Here is a 16,571-nt window from a genome sequence, read left to right as displayed (position 1 = left end):
CGTCAGCCTTCTCCGGCGATGAAGGCCCGGACCGCGTCGGCCACGAGCTGGACGGCGATGGCGGAGAGCAGTAGGCCCGCGATCCGGGTGACGAGCAGGACCCCGCTCTCGCGGATCAGCTTGAGGATCGGCAGCGAGAAGCGCATCGCCGCCCACAGGCTGGTGTGCACGAGGATCACGCCGAGCCCGACCGCGGCGAACGTCGGCCCGCTGTCGACCCGCTCGACGAAGAGCATCGTGGCCACGATCGCGCCGGGGCCGGCCAGCAGCGGGGTCCCGAGGGGCACCAGCGCGACGTTGGTGCCGACCTGCGCCGTGGGCTCCTTCTCGTTCCCGGTCAGCAGCTCGAGGGCCACCAGGAGCAGCAGCAGGCCACCGGCGCACTGCAGGGCCGGCAGCGAGATGTGCAGGTACTGCAGGATCTGCTGGCCGAAGAAGGCGAACACGGTGATCACCAGGAACGACACCGCCACGGCCTGCCACGCGGCGCGGCGGGCCGACGCGGGCGAGCGCCCGCCGGTGAGCGACAGGAAGATCGGCACCGTGCCGACCGGGTCCATGATCACGAACAGGGTCACGAAGACCTCGACGAACAGGACGGTGTCCAGGACCCCGCTCACGGACGCACCACGCCGGGCACCGCTCGGCCCGACCGCTGCGCGGCCGCGGACGCCAGGTCGAGCAGTCGCGCGTACTGCTCGGGCGCCGTGGTGTTGCACCCCAGGTCGTGGTCCCGCTTGCCGGTGCCGTGGTAGTCGCTGGAGCCGGTGACCAGCAGCCCGAGGTTGCCCGCGATCGCGCGCAGCCGCTCCCGGTCGTGGGCGTCGTGGTCCTGGTGGTCGACCTCGATGCCGGCCAGCCCCGCCTCCGTCAGCTCCGCGAGCGTCGCCTCGTCCGGCTCGTGCGGCCCGTGGCGCCCCCACGGATGCGCGATCACGCAGACCCCACCGGCCTGGGCGACCACGTCCATCGTCTCGAGCAGGGAGGCGGCGTAGCGGTCGACGTACGCCGGCCGGCCCGGGTTGAGGAACCGGCGGAACGCCTCCGTGCGGTCGGCCACCACGCCCAGGTCCACCAGCGCGTCCGCGACGTGGGGACGACCCGTGGCGGCCGTGCCCGGCGCCACGCGCCGTACGTCGGACGCCTCGATCGCGACGCCCAGGCCGCGCAGGCGCTCCAGCATCGCCGGCACCCGGGAGTTCCGCCCGGCGAGGATCTTGCTCAGCGCCTCGTCGAGGGCCGGGTGGCCGGGGTCGGGCAGGTAGGCGAGCAGGTGCACCCCGACACCCTCGTGCCGAGTGCTGATCTCCATGCCGCGCACCAGCTCGATCCCCACACTCTGGGCGGCCTCCTCGGCCTCGCCCCACCCGGACGCGGTGTCGTGGTCGGTGATCGCCACGACGTCGAGGCCCGCCGCGGCGGCGGCTCGCACCAGCGCGGCGGGGGTGTCGGTCCCGTCGCTCGCCACGGAGTGGGTGTGGAGATCGATGCGCACCCGAGAAGCCTAGGGCGTGAGCGCGCTCACCACGCCGGGCTGGGACCTCCGAACGGCACCTCGAGCAGGGCGGGTCCCAGGGTCGAGAGGTCGCGCAGCACCCAGTCGGGTTTGAGCATCATCACCGCCGACGCGGGCCGCAGCACCAGCCACAGCCACCGGCCGCCGGCCTCGCCCGCGACCACCGAGCGGTCCCACTCCGCGGCGCCGCCGCTGGTCGAGACCGGCCAGAGCGGCACCGGCTGGCCGCCGGCGCGGATCTTCACCAGCGGCGGGCCGTCGCCGACCTCGCCGCCGGGGTCGTCGTGCCGGGTCCCCGCGACCCGGGCGCCCAGACCGGTGCCGGGCTCCTCGCTCACCACCACCACGTCGACCGGCCCGTCGTGCGCGCTGGTCCCGGAGATGCAGGTCATCGTCGCCCGGGCGCTCTGAGGCACCTCCCCCACGACCGCGAAGTCGGTCACGCTCCATCCGGGCCCGAGCGGCCAGCAGGTCAGCGTCGGGAAACCGTCGGAGGCGCGCAGGTGGTCGACGAAGGCGTCGTACGACGGCTCGGCCGGTCGCCACAGGGGCGGCACGTCGCCGTGGTCGGGGCAGGACCAGCGGCCGTCCGCGTGCAGCACCGGTGCGGGGCAGCGGGGACACCCCGCGGACAGGGACATGCGACCACGGTGCTGGCGGGGCCGGACAGCGTCAAGAGTTCCAGCGCAGGACGACCGGGCTCTCCCGCTCGTGGCCGAGGACAGACACGGTCGCGGTGTCCAGCCGGAAGAGCCGTCCGTCATGGACCGGCAGGCCGAGCCACCGTGCCGTGAGCGCCCGGAGCGAGTGCCCGTGGGCGACGACCAGGGTGCGCCCCTCGCAGCCGTCGGCGCGGGCCACCACCCGGTCCAGTCGCGCGCCCACCTCCTCGGGGGTCTCCCCACCCGGGCACGGGTGGCTCCACACGGTCCAGCCGGGCACCGACTCGCGGATCTCCGCGGTGGTCACGCCCTCGTAGTCGCCGTAGGCCCACTCCACGAGGTCCTCGTCGACCTCCGCGTGCGCGAACCCCGCGAGCTCCGCCGTACGTCGGGCCCGTTGCCGCGGACTGGTCAGCACGAGCGCGAAGTCCTGCTCGCCCAGCGGGCCGGCGAGGCCACGCGCGAGCTCCTCGCCGTGCGGGAGCAGCGGCAGGTCGGTGACCGAGGTGTGGCGGCCGTTCTCGCTCCACTCCGTGGGTCCGTGGCGGACCAGCCACAGCTCGGTCGACATCGGCTCAGCTCTCGGCGAGCACGACGACGCGGTCGCCGTCCTGGACGGCGAAGGTACGCGACTTGGCGGGGTTGACCACGACACCGAAGCCTGCCACGTGGTCCCCGGCGAGCGCATCCGAGCGGTAGCCGATCGCGGTCTCGCCGCGTGGGCTCCCCAGCCTGCCCAGGATGTCGCGGACGTGCAGCAGTGTCACGAGGGTCCGCGCGTCGGCCGCCTGGACCTCGAGGTGGTCGGAGTAGCAGAGCACGATCACCTGGTCGAGCTCCGCCACGACGTGTGCCTCCAGTGTGGCCCGGTCCGTCGTCGAGGCGGCGACCACGGTGACCGTGAGGCTCTCCGGCGTCCCGAACGACGTCACGACGCTCAGCGTCGACCCGGCGGGGGCGTAGTGGTCGAGCTCGCGCAGGATGATCGGCGCGCGCTCGTTCCAGCCGATCAGGACGCCGTGCGTGGGCAGCTCCGGCGGGTTGAGGGTGGGGACGCCGTCCTCGATCAGGCCGATGACCGACGCCTTCTCGAAGGCGAGCAGCGCGTCGCCGTACGTCGCCGCGCCCAGGTCGTGGCGCTCCACGACGAGCTTGGCGACGGCCAGGGTCTTGATGACCTCGCTGTCGGGGTCCTCGGAGCCCTCGGGGGCAAGCAGGACCACCGAGCGCGCCGCGGTGTGGCGGCTCAGCGCGAGGTCGTCGATGTCCATCGGCGAGCCGGAGCGGTTTCGCGACACCCTCGGCGGGTCGCTTGCCACATGGATACTCGGTATGCATACTCCGTATCCATGAGCATCCCGCACGGTCTCCTCGCCCTGCTGCGGCAGGGACCCATGTACGGCTACCAGCTGCGCGCCGAGTTCGAGCAGGCGACCGGCTCCACCTGGCCGCTCAACATCGGGCAGGTCTACTCCACCCTCACGCGACTGGAGCGCGACGGGCTGGTGGAGCCCCAGGCCACCGACCAGGAGGGCCGCCAGCGCTACGCCCTCACCTCCGCCGGGATGCGCACGCTCACCGAGTGGTTCGTCAAGCCGGTGACCCACGCCGACCGGCCGCGCGACGAGCTGGCGATCAAGATGGCCCTCGCCTCGACGACGCCCGGCCTCGACGTCCGCGCGGTCGTGCAGACCCAGCGGGTCGCCACCATGCGCCGACTCCAGGATCTGACCCGGCTCAAGCAGCAGCAGGAGCCCGACGACGCGGGCGCACTGGCGTGGTCGCTGGTCCTGGACCGCCTGCGGTTCTCCGCCGAGGCCGAGCTGCGCTGGCTCGACCACTGCGAGGGCGCGCTGCTCAAGGCCGGCGCCGCCCCAGTCCGCCGTACCAGCCCGACGACCGTGGCCGAGGCCGCCGAGGAGACCGTCCGGTGAACGCGCTCGACCTGGTCGCCGTCGACCGCATCCACGGCCACGGGAACGCCGCGGTGCACGCGCTGCGCGGCCTGACCATCCACGTCGCGGCCGGCGAGCTCGTGGCCGTGATGGGGCCCAGCGGCTCGGGCAAGTCCACCCTGCTCAACCTCGCCGGCGGGCTGGACCGCGCCACGGCCGGCAGCGTGAAGGTGGACGGCGTCGAGCTCGGCGAGCTCAGCGCGAAGGAGCTCGCCCGGCTGCGCCGCCACAAGGTCGGCTACGTCTTCCAGGACCTCAACCTGATCCCCGCCCTCACCGCCGCGGAGAACGTCTCGCTGCCGCTCGAGCTGGACGGCGTACGGCGCCGAGCCGCGCGGAAGGCGGCCGAGGCCGCGCTCGCGGAGGTCGGGCTGGCCGACCTGGCCGACCGTCTGCCCGAGGACATGTCGGGCGGCCAGCAGCAGCGCGTGGCCATCGCCCGCGCGGTGGTGGGTGAGCGCACGCTGATCCTCGCCGACGAGCCGACCGGCGCGCTCGACTCCGAGACCGGCGAGCAGGTGATGCGGCTGCTGCGGGATCGCTGCGCCGCCGGCGTCGCGGCACTGCTGGTGACCCACGACGCCGCGCACGCGGCCTGGGCGGACCGGATCGTGTTCCTGCGCGACGGCGCGGCGGTGGACGACACCGGCGCCCGGCCCGCGGCCGAGTCGCTGCTGACAGGGATCTGATGTCCCGGCTGGCGCGGTGGCGGCCCGCCCTGCGGATCGCCTGGCGCGACCTGCTGCAGCACCCGCTCCGCACGGTCGTCGTCACCGTGCTGGTCGCGCTGCCGGTGGCCGTGGCGGTCGTCGTGTCGACCGTCACCACGACGGTGGACTACTACTCGCCCAACTCGGTCACCGCCGAGTACGGCACGGCCGACGCCTCGCTCGAGGTCACGAGGCATCCCCGGGTTCGGGTGACGCCCGGCGACCGGGGCCGCTACGTCGAGTACGACGTGGCGCCGAAGGCCCGTCGCGAGAAGCGGGACCCGGCCGCCGTCGACGTGGCGACGACGCTCCTGCCGCCCGGCGCGAGGGTGTCGCGGATCGGCGAGGTCCCGGTGTCGCTGGCGGTCGGCGGGCGGCTCTCCGCCTCCGTCCTCGACCTCGACGACCCCCTGACCCGCGGGCTCGCCGCGCTTGAGTCCGGTCGGGCCCCGCGGGCCGCCCACGAAGCCGCCGTCGGCCGGCTGCTCGCCGACGAGCTCGGCCTCCTGGAGGACGACGGGGCGCTGAAGGACGGCGCGACCCTGGAGCTGGCCGACGGCGAGCTCGACCTCGTCGGGGTCCTGGCCCCCCGGCCCGACCGCTACTACGCGGACGTGGCCGTCGTCGTGGCGCCCGCGCGGGTCGGGTCCCGGCCCGACGAGGGCGGGACGCTCCGCTACCTGGTCGACCTCCCAGTGCTGTCCAGCGACGAGAGCCGGGCGCTGCAGCGGGAGCTGGCGGCGCACGGGATCTCCGCCTGGATGCGCGACGCCACCGAACACCCGGACGCCTGGGGGCTCGAGGAGCCGCTGCCGACGCCGGTCGAGCCGGCCGCGGCGGCCGCCGCTGCGCTCGTCATCGGGCTCGGCCTGGTCGAGGTGCTGGTGCTCGTCGGCTCCGCCTTCGCCGTCGGTGCCCGCCGCCAGACCCGCACGCTGGGCCTGGTGATGGCCTCCGGCGGCACCCCGTCCGACGTACGCCGCACGGTGCTGGCCCAGGGCGTGTGGATCGGGGTGGCCGCCGCGGTCCTCGGCACCGGCGCCGGCCTCGGCGTGCTGCTGCCGGCCCGGGGGCTCATCGAGTCGATCGCCGGTCAGGAGATCCACGTCTATTCGCTCTCCGCGGGCACGATCCTGGCGGTCGCGCTGCTCGGCGTGGCGTCCGCGGTCGCCGCCGCGGCCATCCCCGCCTGGGGCGTCGGTCGGCTGACGGCGGCCGAGGCGCTCGACGGCCACATCGCGTCCGGCACGCGTCGCATCCGGGGGGCGCGGCTGCGGACCCCCGCGCTCTGGCTGGTCGGGTCCGGCCTGGCCGGGCTGGTCCTGTGCGGATGGTGGACCTCGCGGGCGTTCACCATGGACCCGGCCACCGGCTCGCTGGTGCCGGTGGTGCTGGGCGCCCTGTCCGCCCTCGTGCTGCTGGCCGGCGCCCTGCTCCTGGTGCCCTTCCTCGTCGACTGGCTCGGCGCCGGCGCCCGGCGCGGGTGGCTGCCCTGGCGGCTCGCCGTACGCGACGTGGCCCGTCACCGCGGCCGCACGACCGCCGCCGTGCTCGGCATCGGCATCGTCGTGACCGGGGCCGTCTTCGCGGGCTTCGGCGTGTCCGCCAACGCCGCCCTCCAGGAGCGCGACCAGCCGACCCTCCCGCCCGACACCGCCTACGTCTATCTGGACGGTCAGCCGCGCGACCCGAGCACGGTCGCCCGGGTCGAGGCAGCGGCGGTCGACGTCGTCGGGAGCGGCGAGATCGTCACCGTGGACGACGTCCGCTTCGGCACGCGCCGCGTGACCGACCCGAGCCACGGCTCGTTCATGGTCGTGGACCCGGAGTTCCTGGAGGTCATGGGACTCGCGGACGCCGTACCGGACCTGCTCGCGGGCAAGGCGCTCGTGACCGTGCCCCGGACCATCCGTCAGGGGCAGGTGCGCATGGTCGCCGGTCCGCGCAACGACCGTGCGCTCGACGAACGCCTCCCCGCCGTGCGCATCCGTCCGGCCTTCACCGAGATGCCGGGGTCGGTGTGGCTCTCGCGGGACACCGCCTCGGCCCTGGGGCTGCGCGCGGTCCCGTCGCAGGCCTTCCTGCACGCGGACCGCACGATCGACCAAGACGACGTCGAGCGTCTGCGCTACTACGGGATCGACGCCTCGATCGAGCGGTCCTCCGGCGCCGTCTCGCCCCGCCTCGTGCTCGGCGGCGCCGTCGGCGTGCTGCTGGCGACCTGCATGGTGGTCGGGATGGTCGTGGCGCTCTCCGCCTCCGAGGGCCGGGCCGACGCTGCGACGCTCGCCGCCGTAGGCGCCCCCGCCTGGACCAGGCGGGCCATGAGCGCCGGGCAGGCGTTGGTGATCGGCTGCCTCGGCGCCGGGGTAGGACTGCTGCTGGGCTCGGCCGTGGGGGCCAGCCTGCTGCAGCTGGTCGGGACTGCTGGGACACCGGTGCCGTGGGTCGGGCTGGCGGTCGTGGTGGTGGGCGTGCCGCTGCTGTCGGCGGCCGTCGGCTGGCTGGTCACCCCCACGCGGCTCGCCCTGACTCGGCGTACCGGATGAGCTCGGGTGCGGCCTCTCGAGGCCGTACGCGTGCCACCATCCTCGCGTGGACCTTCGCGCTTCCCGGCTCGCCGTCGCCGCCGCCTTCCTGAGCCAAGGGCTGGTCTTCATCAGCCTGACCACCCGCCTGCCCGACTACCAGGACGAGTGGGACCTCTCCGAGCTGCAGATCTCCCTGCTCCTGCTGATGATCGTGCTGCTCGCGGGCGTCGGCTCCGTGGTCGCGGAGCGGCTGGCGCAGGGCCGCGACTCCGCGACGCTACTGCGGGTCGGCCTGGGGGTGACGGCGGTGGCGGTGCCGGTGCTGATGCTGGCGCCGGTGGTGGGCGCGTTCGTCGCCGGGCTGGCGGTCTACGGCGTGGCTCTGGGCATCGTCGACGCGACCACCAACATGCAGGCGGTGGCGGTGGAGCACGAGTACGGGCGGCCGATCCTGCCGTCGTTCCACGGCGCGTGGACCCTTGGCGGCATCCTCGGCGCGTCGCTCACGCTGGCTACGTCGCGGCTCCCGGTGGAGGTGGGGGCGGTCGCGGCGGTGGTGCCGCTGCTGGTGCTCTTCGGACCGCTGCTCCCCCGTGTCGGCGACCCGCTCGCCGCGGCGGCAGGGGTCGCCGGCGCCGTGCCGTGGCGACCGATCCTGCTGGTGGGGCTCGGGATGGTGCTCTTCTACATGGTCGACACCGCCGCGCAGACCTGGGGCTCGCTCTACCTCGACAACGTCATCGACACCCCCGAGGACCTGGTCGCCCTGGCGACCCTGCCCTACCTGATCGCGAGTCTGGCGCTGCGCCTGAGCGGAGACCGGCTCGTGGCGGCGTACGGCGCCGTCGCGGTGATCCGGGTCGGGGCGGTGGTCTCGTGCGCGTCGCTGGCGGCCGTGGTGTTCGCGCCGTCGTGGCCCGTGGCGGTCCTGGGGTTCACCGTGCTCGGCGCCGGCGTCGCGGTGATCGCGCCGCTGTCCTACTCCGCCGCTGCCCGCATCGCCGGCGAGGGCCTCGACCCCCTCACCCGCCAGGCCCGCGTGGACGCCGTGATCGGCCGCTTCAACCAGTTCAACTACCTCGGCGCGCTCATGGGCGCGGTCCTCGTCGGCGCCGTCGGCCAGGACAACCTGCGCCTCGGCTTCGCCGTACCCATGATCCTCGTCCTCGCCCTACTCCCCCTCGCCCGCGCGTTCGCGCCGGCCGCGGTGGCCGGGGGCGCGCGAGTTTCACCGGGTGCCCGGTGAAACTGGCGCCTCCCGTACGAAACTTCATACGGGAGGCGTGAGATTCACCGGGTGCCCGGTGAATCTCCTCCCGCGTCACTCAGCCGCGGCGCCCGGCCAATTCTTGTCGGGCTGGGGGACGGGGCGGCCGGGCTGCTCGCCGCCGCGCTCGGTGAGGTAGCTGTCCTTGGGGACCATGACCTTGCGGCGGAAGATGCAGACGACCTTGCCGTCCTGGTTGTAGCCGATGGTCTCGACGTGGACGACGCCGCGGTCGTCCTTCGACTTCGACTCCCACTTGTCGAGCACGGTGGTCTCGCCGTAGAGGGTGTCGCCGTGGAAGGTGGGGGCGACGTGGCGCAGCGACTCGATCTCGAGGTTGGCGATGGCCTTGCCGGAGATGTCGGGCACCGACATGCCCAGCAGGATCGAGTAGACGTAGTTGCCGACCACGACGTTCTTGCCGAACTGCGTGGTGGACCCCGCGTAGTTCGTGTCGAGGTGCAGGGGGTGGTGGTTCATGGTGAGGAGGCAGAACATGTGGTCGTCGAACTCGGTGACCGTCTTGCCGGGCCAGTGCTTGTAGGTCGCACCGACCTCGAACTCCTCATAGCTTCGACCGAACTGCACCTGGACTCCTCGGGCTCGACGACATCGAGCCAGGATTCTGTCAGCCCGGCCCCTCAGCCGGGTACGGCGGTCAGGACCCGCCGCCGCCGGCCTTGCGGCGGTGCATCTTCGGCGCGCCGCCGACCACCTCGGAGCCGTGCGCCTTCTCCGGCGTGGGCCCGTCCTGGTGGACGCCCTTCTCCTTGTCGTTCTTGCGATCGAGCGCCGCGCGCATCTTGGCCTTGATGTCGTCGTTGCTGGAGTCGGTCATGGCTCCACCATCCCACGTCGGCCCGGCACGAGTCGACCGAGATTCTCAGCCGGCGCGGCGCCGCAGCACGTCGGCGCGCAGCGCCTCGACCTGCGTCAGCATCGCGGCGTCGACCGGGACCGTGCCGGGGTCGATGCCCGGGACCCGCGCCGGCTCCAGGTCGCCGAGCCCGCCCACCACCCGCGCCCCGGTGGCGCGCAGGCGGTCCTCGATCTCGAGCGCCCGCTGGCGCAGCCACGGCGTTGGGTCGAAGCCGATCGGCGGCCCGCCGCGGCCGGCCAGGCGCTGCTTGGCCACCTCGAACTTCACCAGTCGGTGGTACTCGCCGGTGCGCAGGTGGTCGCCGCGCAGGCGCAGGTTGAGCTCGCGCAGCAGCACCGCCGACACCGCGTCGAGCGAGGTGTTGGCCGGCGGCACGTCGACCCCGTCCGCGGCCGGGACGCCGGTCGCCTCGCAGAAGCGCGCCCACAGCAGCCCCGGGTCCGCGCCCGGCGGCGGCACGGTCACGAGCGCGACCCGGTCCGCGCCGACGGCGTCGGTCCAGTTGGCCGCGATGCGGCCCATGCCCTGCTGCAGCCAGAACATCCGCCCCGCCTGCTGCGCGCCGGGGAACTGCCCGACGTACTCGGCCCAGGCGAGGGTGCCGCCGTTCTGCAGGCCCTCCTGCCACATGGCCGGGATCGCGCGACCGAGGTCGCGCAGGGTGAGGACGACCTCGACCGGGGCCGGGGCGAGCGAGGCCAGCACCCGCTGGATCGACTCCGGCTTCGCCGGCCCGAGGAACTCCATGCTCACCAGCGCGGTGCCCTCGTGTGCGGCCACCTCGTCCAGCAGCGCCTGCCAGCGGCCCTCCGACTTGCCGGCCTGCTGCGCGCGGCCGAGCACGTCGCTGACCGCCAGCATCTGGTCACGCCAGCGCCGACCGGGCAGCAGCACGCCGCGCTCGGCGAGCAGGTCGCGGTTGGCGTCGAGACGGCGCTGGACGTACGACGTCCCGGACTTCATCAGTCCCACGTGCAGCACGACCCGGCTCGCCATGGCGGCAGGCTAGCGGCTCACTCGAGGCGCGTCGGCACCCCGTGTCCGACCGAGGTGCCGAGGACCCGGCGCTCCCCCGTCGGCCAGGTCTCGAGCCAGACCAGGAACTCGTGCTCGGAGTCCGGGGTCCGGCGCGACGGCTCCAGGTAGACATGGGCGAACGGCGCGCCCGCGGTGGCCCGCACCCCCAGCGCGTCGATGCCCGACCGGACGGCGCCCTGCTCGTCGCGCTCGAGGTACTGCCACATGACGCTGTGCCAGAGCACCGTCGTGGCGCCCTCGGCCAGGGAGAGCCGGGACACCAGGTCGTGGGCCGACTCTCGCCGCACCGAGTACGGCGTGCGGTCGGCGAGCGCGAAGGCGCCGCGCAGCCGCTCGAGCCGGTGCGCCTGGTCCGGCCAGACGTAGGCGGTCAGCACCAGGCGGCCCTCGGTCGTCCGCACGTCGACGGGCATCACGTCGCTGCCCAGGCGCTCCGCGATGAGCGGCGGCTCTCGCCGCGGCAGCAGCCCGGTCCACGCCGGGTCCAGCACCACCGGGGAGTCCGCAGGCCCCAGAGCACCGGCGGGCGTGACGTAGCGGAACCGGTCGGCCAGCAGGTTGAGCCCACCGGAGGAGCCGATCTCGACCAGCCGCACCGGGTGCGCCCAGGGCAGCGCGAGCAGCCCGGCCATCAGCGCGGTCGCGCGTCCGACCTCGTTGGTCTGCGGCGGCCGGTCCAGCCACTCGCGCACGGCGTCGGGCTCGGCGGCGAGCAGGTCGCGCAGCGCTCCCCAGCCGGCCTCGGGCTCCCAGGTGCCGCCCACGCTCGGGTAGTACGCCGCCAGCGCGCCGGCCCGGCGCTCCAGCACCAGCCGGTGCACGCTGCCCAGCAGCCGCAGCGCCAGCGCCGACGGACCGGGGTCGTCCTCGTGCCCGGCGAGCACGCTCGCGGTCGGCCCGCCCACCACCAGGTCGTCGGCGAGTCGCTCGCACAGCCCGGCGTACATGGGCGAGCCGAGGGCGGCGCACGCCGGCCCCTGCCGGCGGACCGCTTCCACGACGTCCATCAGCGCAGCTTGTAGTCCTTGAGCAGCGACCGGCCGATGATCATCTTCTGGATGTCGGAGGTGCCCTCGCCGATGAGCATGAACGCGGCCTCGCGGTAGAGGCGCTCGATCTCGTACTCCTTGGAGTAGCCGTAGCCGCCGTGGATCCGGAAGGAGTCCTGGACGACCTCGTTGCAGTACTCCGCGGCGAGCATCTTGGCCATGCCGGCCTCGACGTCGTTGCGCTCGCCCTTGTCCTTGAGGCGGGCGGCCTTGACCATCATCGCGTGGGAGGCCTCGACCTTGGTCGCCATCTCGGCGAGGCGGAAGAGGATCGCCTGGTGGTCGGCGATCTGCTTGCCGAAGGTCTCCCGGGTCTGGGCGTAGGCGATCGCGAGCTCGAAGGCCCGGTTGGCGATGCCGCAGGCGCGCGCCGCGACATTGACGCGGCCGACCTCGACGCCGTCCATCATCTGGTAGAAGCCCTTGCCGGGCTCGCCGCCGAGGATCTGCTCGGCTGCGATCTGGTGGCCCTCGAAGATCGCCTCGGTGGTGTCGACGCCCTTGTAGCCCATCTTGTCGATCTTGCCGGGGATGGTCAGGCCAGGCGCGGTCTCGCCGAAGCCCGGCTCCTTCTCCACCAGGAACGTCGTCATGTTCTTGTAGACGCTGTCGGCGCCCTCGTCGGTCTTGACGAGGACGGCGATCAGGTTGGACGTGCCGCCGTTGGTGAGCCACATCTTCTGGCCGTCGATGGTGTAGCCACCCTCGCCCTTGGTGGCTTTGGTCTTGATCGCCGAGACGTCCGAGCCGAGGCCGGGCTCGGACATCGAGAACGAGCCGCGCACCTCGCCGGTCGCCATCCTCGGCAGGTACTTCCTCTTCTGCTCCTCGGTGCCGTGCTTCATCAGCATGTAGGCCACGATGAAGTGGGTGTTGATGACGCCGGAGACGCTCATCCAGCCGCGCGCGATCTCCTCGACGCACAGCGCGTAGGTCAGCAGCGACTCGCCCAGGCCGTCGTACTCCTCGGGGATCATCAGCCCGAAGATCCCCAGCTCCTTGAGCCCGTCGACGATCTCCTGCGGGTACTCGTCGGCGTGCTCGAGCTCGGTGGCGACCGGGAGGATCTTCTCCTCCACGAACTGACGCACCGCCTTGAGGATCTCGGTCTGGTCGTCGGTGAGTCCGTCGGTCTCGCAGAGGCGACCCATGTGTGCTCCTGTACGGCGGTGGGTGGGACAGGCACACGCTACCGAGGAGCCGACGGTTCGGGGCGCCGCGGCGGTGTGACCTACCTCCCCCACCGAGGGGTCAGTAGGTGCGGCCCACCAGTGCCAGGAACTCCCGGAAGCCCCAGTCGTAGACGCGGGTGCTGGTCCGGATCGAGGCAGTCGTGGGGTTGCGCGACGCCGCGTACGCCGCCGGCTGGTCGCTGTCGATGCGCAGGGCCCGCGTGGCGCCGGCGGTGCTGACCAGCAGCCGGGTCATCGGGAGGTTGCGGCGCGACTCGATGCGCCGGCAGGTCGCCCAGCAGCCCACCGCCCACTGGCGCGTCCGCACCTTCGCCTTGAGGCGGGCGAACAGCGCCTTCTCCATGGCGTTGGGCCGGTAGCGGCGGGTGAGGAACTGGACCTTCACGCCCCGCTCGACGGCCTTGAGCAGCGAGCCGTAGATCCGCTGGTCGCCCAGGCCCCTGGTGTCCATGTGAATCCCGGCGCCCTTCGGCGCGGCGTCGATGGCATCCACCAGCAGGTCGAGCACCACCCGTCGACCGGCTCGCCCACCCGACGGCCGGTTGACGACCGGGCCGGGCCGGAAGGAGACCGGCTGGCCGACCGGGCTGGTCAGGAGCTCCGCGTCGACCGTGAGCGCGTCGTGGTCGGAGTTGAGCTCGGTCGTGGTCTGACCGGTGACCCGGAACTGCTCGGCCTTGTGCAGGAAGACGTAGTCGATCGTCGCCCCGCGGTGGTCACCCGTCGGCGCGTAGGTCCCCGTGACGTCGTACGTCGGGGTGAGCCCCTGCTCGGTCAGCACGTCGCGGGGGTACTCCTTCTTATTCGTGTAGTGGAAGTTGAAGTCGCCGCCGATCAGCACCGGACCCGAGGCGGCCAGCGTGGCCACCAGCGCCCCGAGGCGCCGCACCGAGGGCTTGATGATCTTCTCCGTGCGCTTGCTGCGGGGGGTGAGGTGCGTGGACACGGCCGAGACGACGCGTCCGGTGGCGTACTCGCGCGCGGTCACCCAGTTGGCGTAGCGGACGCCCCACTCGACCGCCTGGCCCGGACCGCGGCCACGGAGGTTGCTGATCATGTGGGTGCCGGTGGCCAGCGCCTCCCAGCGGTCGGCGCGCCAGGCGATGGGCGTCGCGCCCGTGTAGGTGCCGGGGGTGCGGAACAGCGCGTACGGCGCGGGGGCGAGCGCGGCGTCGGCCCGGCGCGGCACCTCGTTGTAGGTGATGAAGTCGGGGGCCTGCGCGAAGACCGTGGCGAGGTCGGCCGTGAACTTGGCGTCGGGCTGGCCGGAGAGCAGGTTGGCCTGCACGATGCGGACCGACGTGGGCGGGACCTCGTCGACGACGACGACCCCGCCGCTGGCACCCGAGGGGCCGGTGGACAGGCCCGCCAACGAGAGTCCCAGCACCGCGGCGAGGGCGGCGGCGGCGGACCCGCGGAGGCGGCGGGCGGGGCGCGGGCGGCTGCTGAGGTTCACGCGACGGGGTCCAATCTGAGGCTCATGCAGGAGGTGATCCTGGCAATCACACCAGTCACACCAGTCCCACGGAACCCCTTGCGGAGAACTACAGACCTGTAATTCACCGGCTGAGGACTTCGCCCCGCCTGGGGGCCCCTCGTAGCGGCGGGGCTAGGACCTCGCCGCGGCCTCGACGAGGCCGAGCCGGCGACCGAGAGGCACTGCCAGCTGGCGCGCGTAGTCGGGGGTCATGTGCTCCTTGTCGCGCATGGTGACGGTGCTGCCCACCACCGACGGGCACTGCTTGTCGAAGCAGAACCACGGCGCCGCGTTGACGAACGGAGCGCCGGCTCGCCGGGCCGCGTCGCGAAAGCCCATCTGGATCGCGCGGGCCTGGGGGCCGGCCTCGAACAGACAGTCGCCGAGGTCGACCTCGCCCGAGGTCAGGCACACGCCGGGCTCGCGCGGGAGCTGGGGCGTGTTGCCCAGTACCACCAGCCGCGGGGCCAGCGGCTCGAGGAGCCGGAGCTGCTCCGCGAATCCCGCACCCACGACCTCCCGGAACTCCTCGGCGTCCTCCTGCTTGAACACCAGCCGCGAGCCGTCCTCCGACATCACCGGGGAGACCGCCGACGTGGCGACCACGATCAGGTCGGGCTGCAGGTCCTCGAGCGCCTCGAGGGTCCAGGCCTTGAAGTCCTGGCACTCCTCCCATGGCCGCTCGGTCTCCCGCTCGGCCTGCACGGCCTGCGTCGCCGAGCACCCGCTGTAGACGAACTGGAAGGCGCGGAAGCCCTCGGCGCTCCCCAGCTCGTCGAACGCCGGTGACCACGCCCGCGCGTGGGAGTCGCCGATCAGGGCGACGGTGAGGTCGGCGTCGGAGTCGCCCAGCGGGCACAGCTGCGTGGTGCCCGTCCGGTAGTCGCAGTCTCCCAGCGGCGCGGTCGCCTTGCGGATCCCCAACAGCGACGGCGTGAGGTCGCTGGGGACCTCCCGTCCCTCGCGGGCGGCGAGGACGGACGCCTGGACCAGCGCGAGCTGGGGGTCGTCGCTGAGCCGGCGGTCGGCGAAGTCCGCCGTCGTGATCGCCGGGTCGTTGCCGCCCAGGCCCAGCTCATGGACGACCCACTGGCGCCCGGAGAGCACGACCGCCACGACCAGGACCACCCCCGCGGGGTACAGCGCGATCCCGAAGGAGGGGCGCGACCAGCGCCTGCCGCGCCGGAACGGCTCCTCGACCCAGCGGTACGTCGCCGCGCTCAGCGCCACGATGAGCGCCAGTGCCAGGAGCAGCCGCAGCCCGCCGAGGTGCGCGACGCCCAGCCGGTCCTCGGCGATGCGCAGGACCGGCCAGTGCCACAGGTAGAGCGAGTACGACCAGTTGCCGATCACCAGCAGCGGCGGCAGCGAGAGCACCCGGGACACCAGCGTCTGGCCCTCGCGCCCGGAGGCGTCCCCCGAGGCGATCAGCAGCACGGTGCCGAGCACGGGCAGGGCCGCGGCGTAGCCCGGGAACGCCGTCCCCGCGTCGAGGACGACGACGGAGGCGAGGATCGCGAGCAGTCCGGCCGCACCCATGCCCTGCCGCACGGGTCGCGGCAGCCGGATCTCGCCGCGCGAGAGCCACAGCGCGGTGGCGGCGCCGGCACCGAGCTCCCACGCGCGGGTCAGCGTGGAGAAGTACGCCGTCACCGGGGACTCGTAGGTGGCGTAGAGCGACCACGCGAACGACGCCAGGCTCAGGGCCAGCAGCAGCGCCAGCAGCACGCCGTGACGGGGGGTGCCGGAGCGCCGGCGAGCCACCGCGAGCCAGCCGATGAGGATCAGCGGCCAGACCAGGTAGAACTGCTCCTCGACGGCCAGGGACCAGAAGTGCTGGAGGGGCGAGGTGGGCTCGCCCTGCGCGAAGTAGTCGGTGCCGACCTGCGCGAAGCGGATGTTGGCGGCGAAGAACGACGACCAGACGGCGTCCTTGCCGATCTCGAGCGCCCGCACCAGCGGCAGGAGGAGCGTGGCGGCGACGACGGTCGCCACGAGCACCACGACGGCGGCGGGCAGGATCCGGCGGGCCCGGCGGGCGTAGAAGCCACCGAGCGAGATCCGCCCGGACCGGTCGGCCTCCCGCACCAGCAACGAGGTGATGAGGAAGCCGGAGATCACGAAGAAGACATCGACCCCGACGAAGCCGCCCTCGAAGCCGGCGAAGCCGGCGTGCGCCACGATCACCAGGCCGACCGCCAGTGCGCGCATGCCCTGGATCTCTGGCCGGAACCCCATCCCGGGTGAGGGGGCACTTGCCACCGTCGGCACTCCTTCGCGGCTGGTCTCGGAG

At 73.3% G+C, this 16,571-nt stretch carries 16 protein-coding genes; 4 read left to right on the top strand and 12 right to left on the bottom strand.

Annotation, left to right across the window (positions count from 1 at the left end):
* Positions 1-2 precede the first annotated feature (2 nt).
* From LRP67_RS08830 to LRP67_RS08810, 5 genes are read right to left on the bottom strand one after another with little or no spacing between them, the layout of a single operon-like run.
* Complete coding sequence (locus tag LRP67_RS08830) at positions 3-620, bottom strand: MarC family protein (RefSeq protein WP_231269792.1); 618 nt, start codon at positions 618-620, stop codon at positions 3-5.
* Positions 617-1,495, bottom strand: coding sequence for a PHP domain-containing protein (locus LRP67_RS08825; RefSeq protein ID WP_231269791.1), 879 nt, complete (start codon positions 1,493-1,495; stop codon positions 617-619). The genes LRP67_RS08830 and LRP67_RS08825 overlap by 4 nt, the downstream gene beginning before the upstream one ends.
* Before the next feature lie 26 nt (positions 1,496-1,521).
* Positions 1,522-2,157 (bottom strand): DUF6758 family protein, encoded by a 636-nt coding sequence (locus LRP67_RS08820; RefSeq protein WP_231269790.1) that lies wholly within the window; start codon positions 2,155-2,157, stop codon positions 1,522-1,524.
* Positions 2,158-2,188: 31 nt separating this feature from the next.
* Complete coding sequence (locus LRP67_RS08815) at positions 2,189-2,749, bottom strand: histidine phosphatase family protein (RefSeq protein ID WP_231269789.1); 561 nt, start codon at positions 2,747-2,749, stop codon at positions 2,189-2,191.
* Between the two features lie 4 nt (positions 2,750-2,753).
* Positions 2,754-3,449: a hypothetical protein gene (locus LRP67_RS08810; RefSeq protein ID WP_231269788.1), complete on the bottom strand. Its 696-nt coding sequence runs from the start codon at positions 3,447-3,449 to the stop codon at positions 2,754-2,756.
* Between the two features lie 78 nt (positions 3,450-3,527).
* Here LRP67_RS08810 and LRP67_RS08805 point away from each other — a divergent pair, with 78 nt between their 5' ends.
* Genes LRP67_RS08805 through LRP67_RS08790 form a run of 4 tightly spaced genes read left to right on the top strand, consistent with a single transcriptional unit; the run spans position 3,528 to position 8,620 of the window.
* Positions 3,528-4,112: a PadR family transcriptional regulator gene (locus LRP67_RS08805; RefSeq protein WP_231269787.1), complete on the top strand. Its 585-nt coding sequence runs from the start codon at positions 3,528-3,530 to the stop codon at positions 4,110-4,112.
* The gene (locus LRP67_RS08800) at positions 4,109-4,822 is read left to right on the top strand and encodes an ABC transporter ATP-binding protein (protein WP_231269786.1); all 714 of its coding nucleotides are present in this window, start codon (positions 4,109-4,111) and stop codon (positions 4,820-4,822) included. Before LRP67_RS08805 ends, LRP67_RS08800 begins: the two co-directional genes overlap by 4 nt.
* Positions 4,822-7,392 (top strand): FtsX-like permease family protein, encoded by a 2,571-nt coding sequence (locus tag LRP67_RS08795; RefSeq protein WP_231269785.1) that lies wholly within the window; start codon positions 4,822-4,824, stop codon positions 7,390-7,392. The genes LRP67_RS08800 and LRP67_RS08795 overlap by 1 nt, the downstream gene beginning before the upstream one ends.
* A 46-nt stretch (positions 7,393-7,438) precedes the next feature.
* Positions 7,439-8,620 carry an MFS transporter gene (locus tag LRP67_RS08790; RefSeq protein WP_231269784.1) on the top strand — a complete coding sequence of 394 codons (1,182 nt, stop codon included), beginning with the start codon at positions 7,439-7,441 and terminating at the stop codon, positions 8,618-8,620.
* Between the two features lie 75 nt (positions 8,621-8,695).
* Here the strand turns inward: LRP67_RS08790 and LRP67_RS08785 are convergent, their stop codons facing one another.
* The 7 genes from LRP67_RS08785 to LRP67_RS08755 all read right to left on the bottom strand — a co-directional run bounded on the left by LRP67_RS08785 (position 8,696) and on the right by LRP67_RS08755 (position 16,540).
* Positions 8,696-9,229 (bottom strand): MaoC family dehydratase, encoded by a 534-nt coding sequence (locus LRP67_RS08785; protein WP_231269783.1) that lies wholly within the window; start codon positions 9,227-9,229, stop codon positions 8,696-8,698.
* A 70-nt stretch (positions 9,230-9,299) separates the two neighbouring features.
* On the bottom strand, positions 9,300-9,479 hold the full coding sequence (locus LRP67_RS08780; protein WP_231269782.1) for a DUF5302 domain-containing protein: 180 nt from the start codon (positions 9,477-9,479) through the stop codon (positions 9,300-9,302).
* Between the two features lie 45 nt (positions 9,480-9,524).
* The gene (locus LRP67_RS08775; RefSeq protein ID WP_231269781.1) at positions 9,525-10,517 is read right to left on the bottom strand and encodes a hypothetical protein; all 993 of its coding nucleotides are present in this window, start codon (positions 10,515-10,517) and stop codon (positions 9,525-9,527) included.
* A 17-nt stretch (positions 10,518-10,534) separates the two neighbouring features.
* On the bottom strand, positions 10,535-11,566 hold the full coding sequence (locus tag LRP67_RS08770) for a DUF2332 domain-containing protein (RefSeq protein WP_231269780.1): 1,032 nt from the start codon (positions 11,564-11,566) through the stop codon (positions 10,535-10,537).
* On the bottom strand, positions 11,566-12,759 hold the full coding sequence (locus tag LRP67_RS08765) for an acyl-CoA dehydrogenase family protein (RefSeq protein WP_231269779.1): 1,194 nt from the start codon (positions 12,757-12,759) through the stop codon (positions 11,566-11,568). Before LRP67_RS08765 ends, LRP67_RS08770 begins: the two co-directional genes overlap by 1 nt.
* A 100-nt stretch (positions 12,760-12,859) precedes the next feature.
* Entirely contained in the window at positions 12,860-14,257 is a 1,398-nt protein-coding gene (locus LRP67_RS08760) for a hypothetical protein (RefSeq protein WP_231269778.1), read from the bottom strand.
* A gap of 153 nt (positions 14,258-14,410) precedes the next feature.
* The gene (locus LRP67_RS08755) at positions 14,411-16,540 is read right to left on the bottom strand and encodes an acyltransferase family protein (RefSeq protein WP_231269777.1); all 2,130 of its coding nucleotides are present in this window, start codon (positions 16,538-16,540) and stop codon (positions 14,411-14,413) included.
* Positions 16,541-16,571 lie beyond the last annotated feature (31 nt).

The sequence above is a fragment of the Nocardioides sp. cx-169 genome, from assembly GCF_021083605.1.
In the GTDB taxonomy this organism is placed as follows: Bacteria; Actinomycetota; Actinomycetes; order Propionibacteriales; family Nocardioidaceae; genus Nocardioides.
This window is presented reverse-complemented; position numbering and strand designations above follow the sequence as displayed.

Bases quoted from the DNA above. Each gene is read 5' to 3' on its own strand.
- LRP67_RS08820 (WP_231269790.1), bottom strand. From the start codon at position 2,157: ATGTCCCTGTCCGCGGGGTGTCCCCGCTGCCCCGCACCGGTGCTGCAC.
- LRP67_RS08815 (WP_231269789.1), bottom strand. From the start codon at position 2,749: ATGTCGACCGAGCTGTGGCTGGTCCGCCACGGACCCACGGAGTGGAGC.
- LRP67_RS08810 (WP_231269788.1), bottom strand. From the start codon at position 3,449: ATGGACATCGACGACCTCGCGCTGAGCCGCCACACCGCGGCGCGCTCG.
- LRP67_RS08805 (WP_231269787.1), top strand. From the start codon at position 3,528: ATGAGCATCCCGCACGGTCTCCTCGCCCTGCTGCGGCAGGGACCCATG.
- LRP67_RS08795 (WP_231269785.1), top strand. From the start codon at position 4,822: ATGTCCCGGCTGGCGCGGTGGCGGCCCGCCCTGCGGATCGCCTGGCGC.
- LRP67_RS08780 (WP_231269782.1), bottom strand. From the start codon at position 9,479: ATGACCGACTCCAGCAACGACGACATCAAGGCCAAGATGCGCGCGGCG.
- LRP67_RS08775 (WP_231269781.1), bottom strand. From the start codon at position 10,517: ATGGCGAGCCGGGTCGTGCTGCACGTGGGACTGATGAAGTCCGGGACG.
- LRP67_RS08770 (WP_231269780.1), bottom strand. From the start codon at position 11,566: ATGGACGTCGTGGAAGCGGTCCGCCGGCAGGGGCCGGCGTGCGCCGCC.
- LRP67_RS08765 (WP_231269779.1), bottom strand. From the start codon at position 12,759: ATGGGTCGCCTCTGCGAGACCGACGGACTCACCGACGACCAGACCGAG.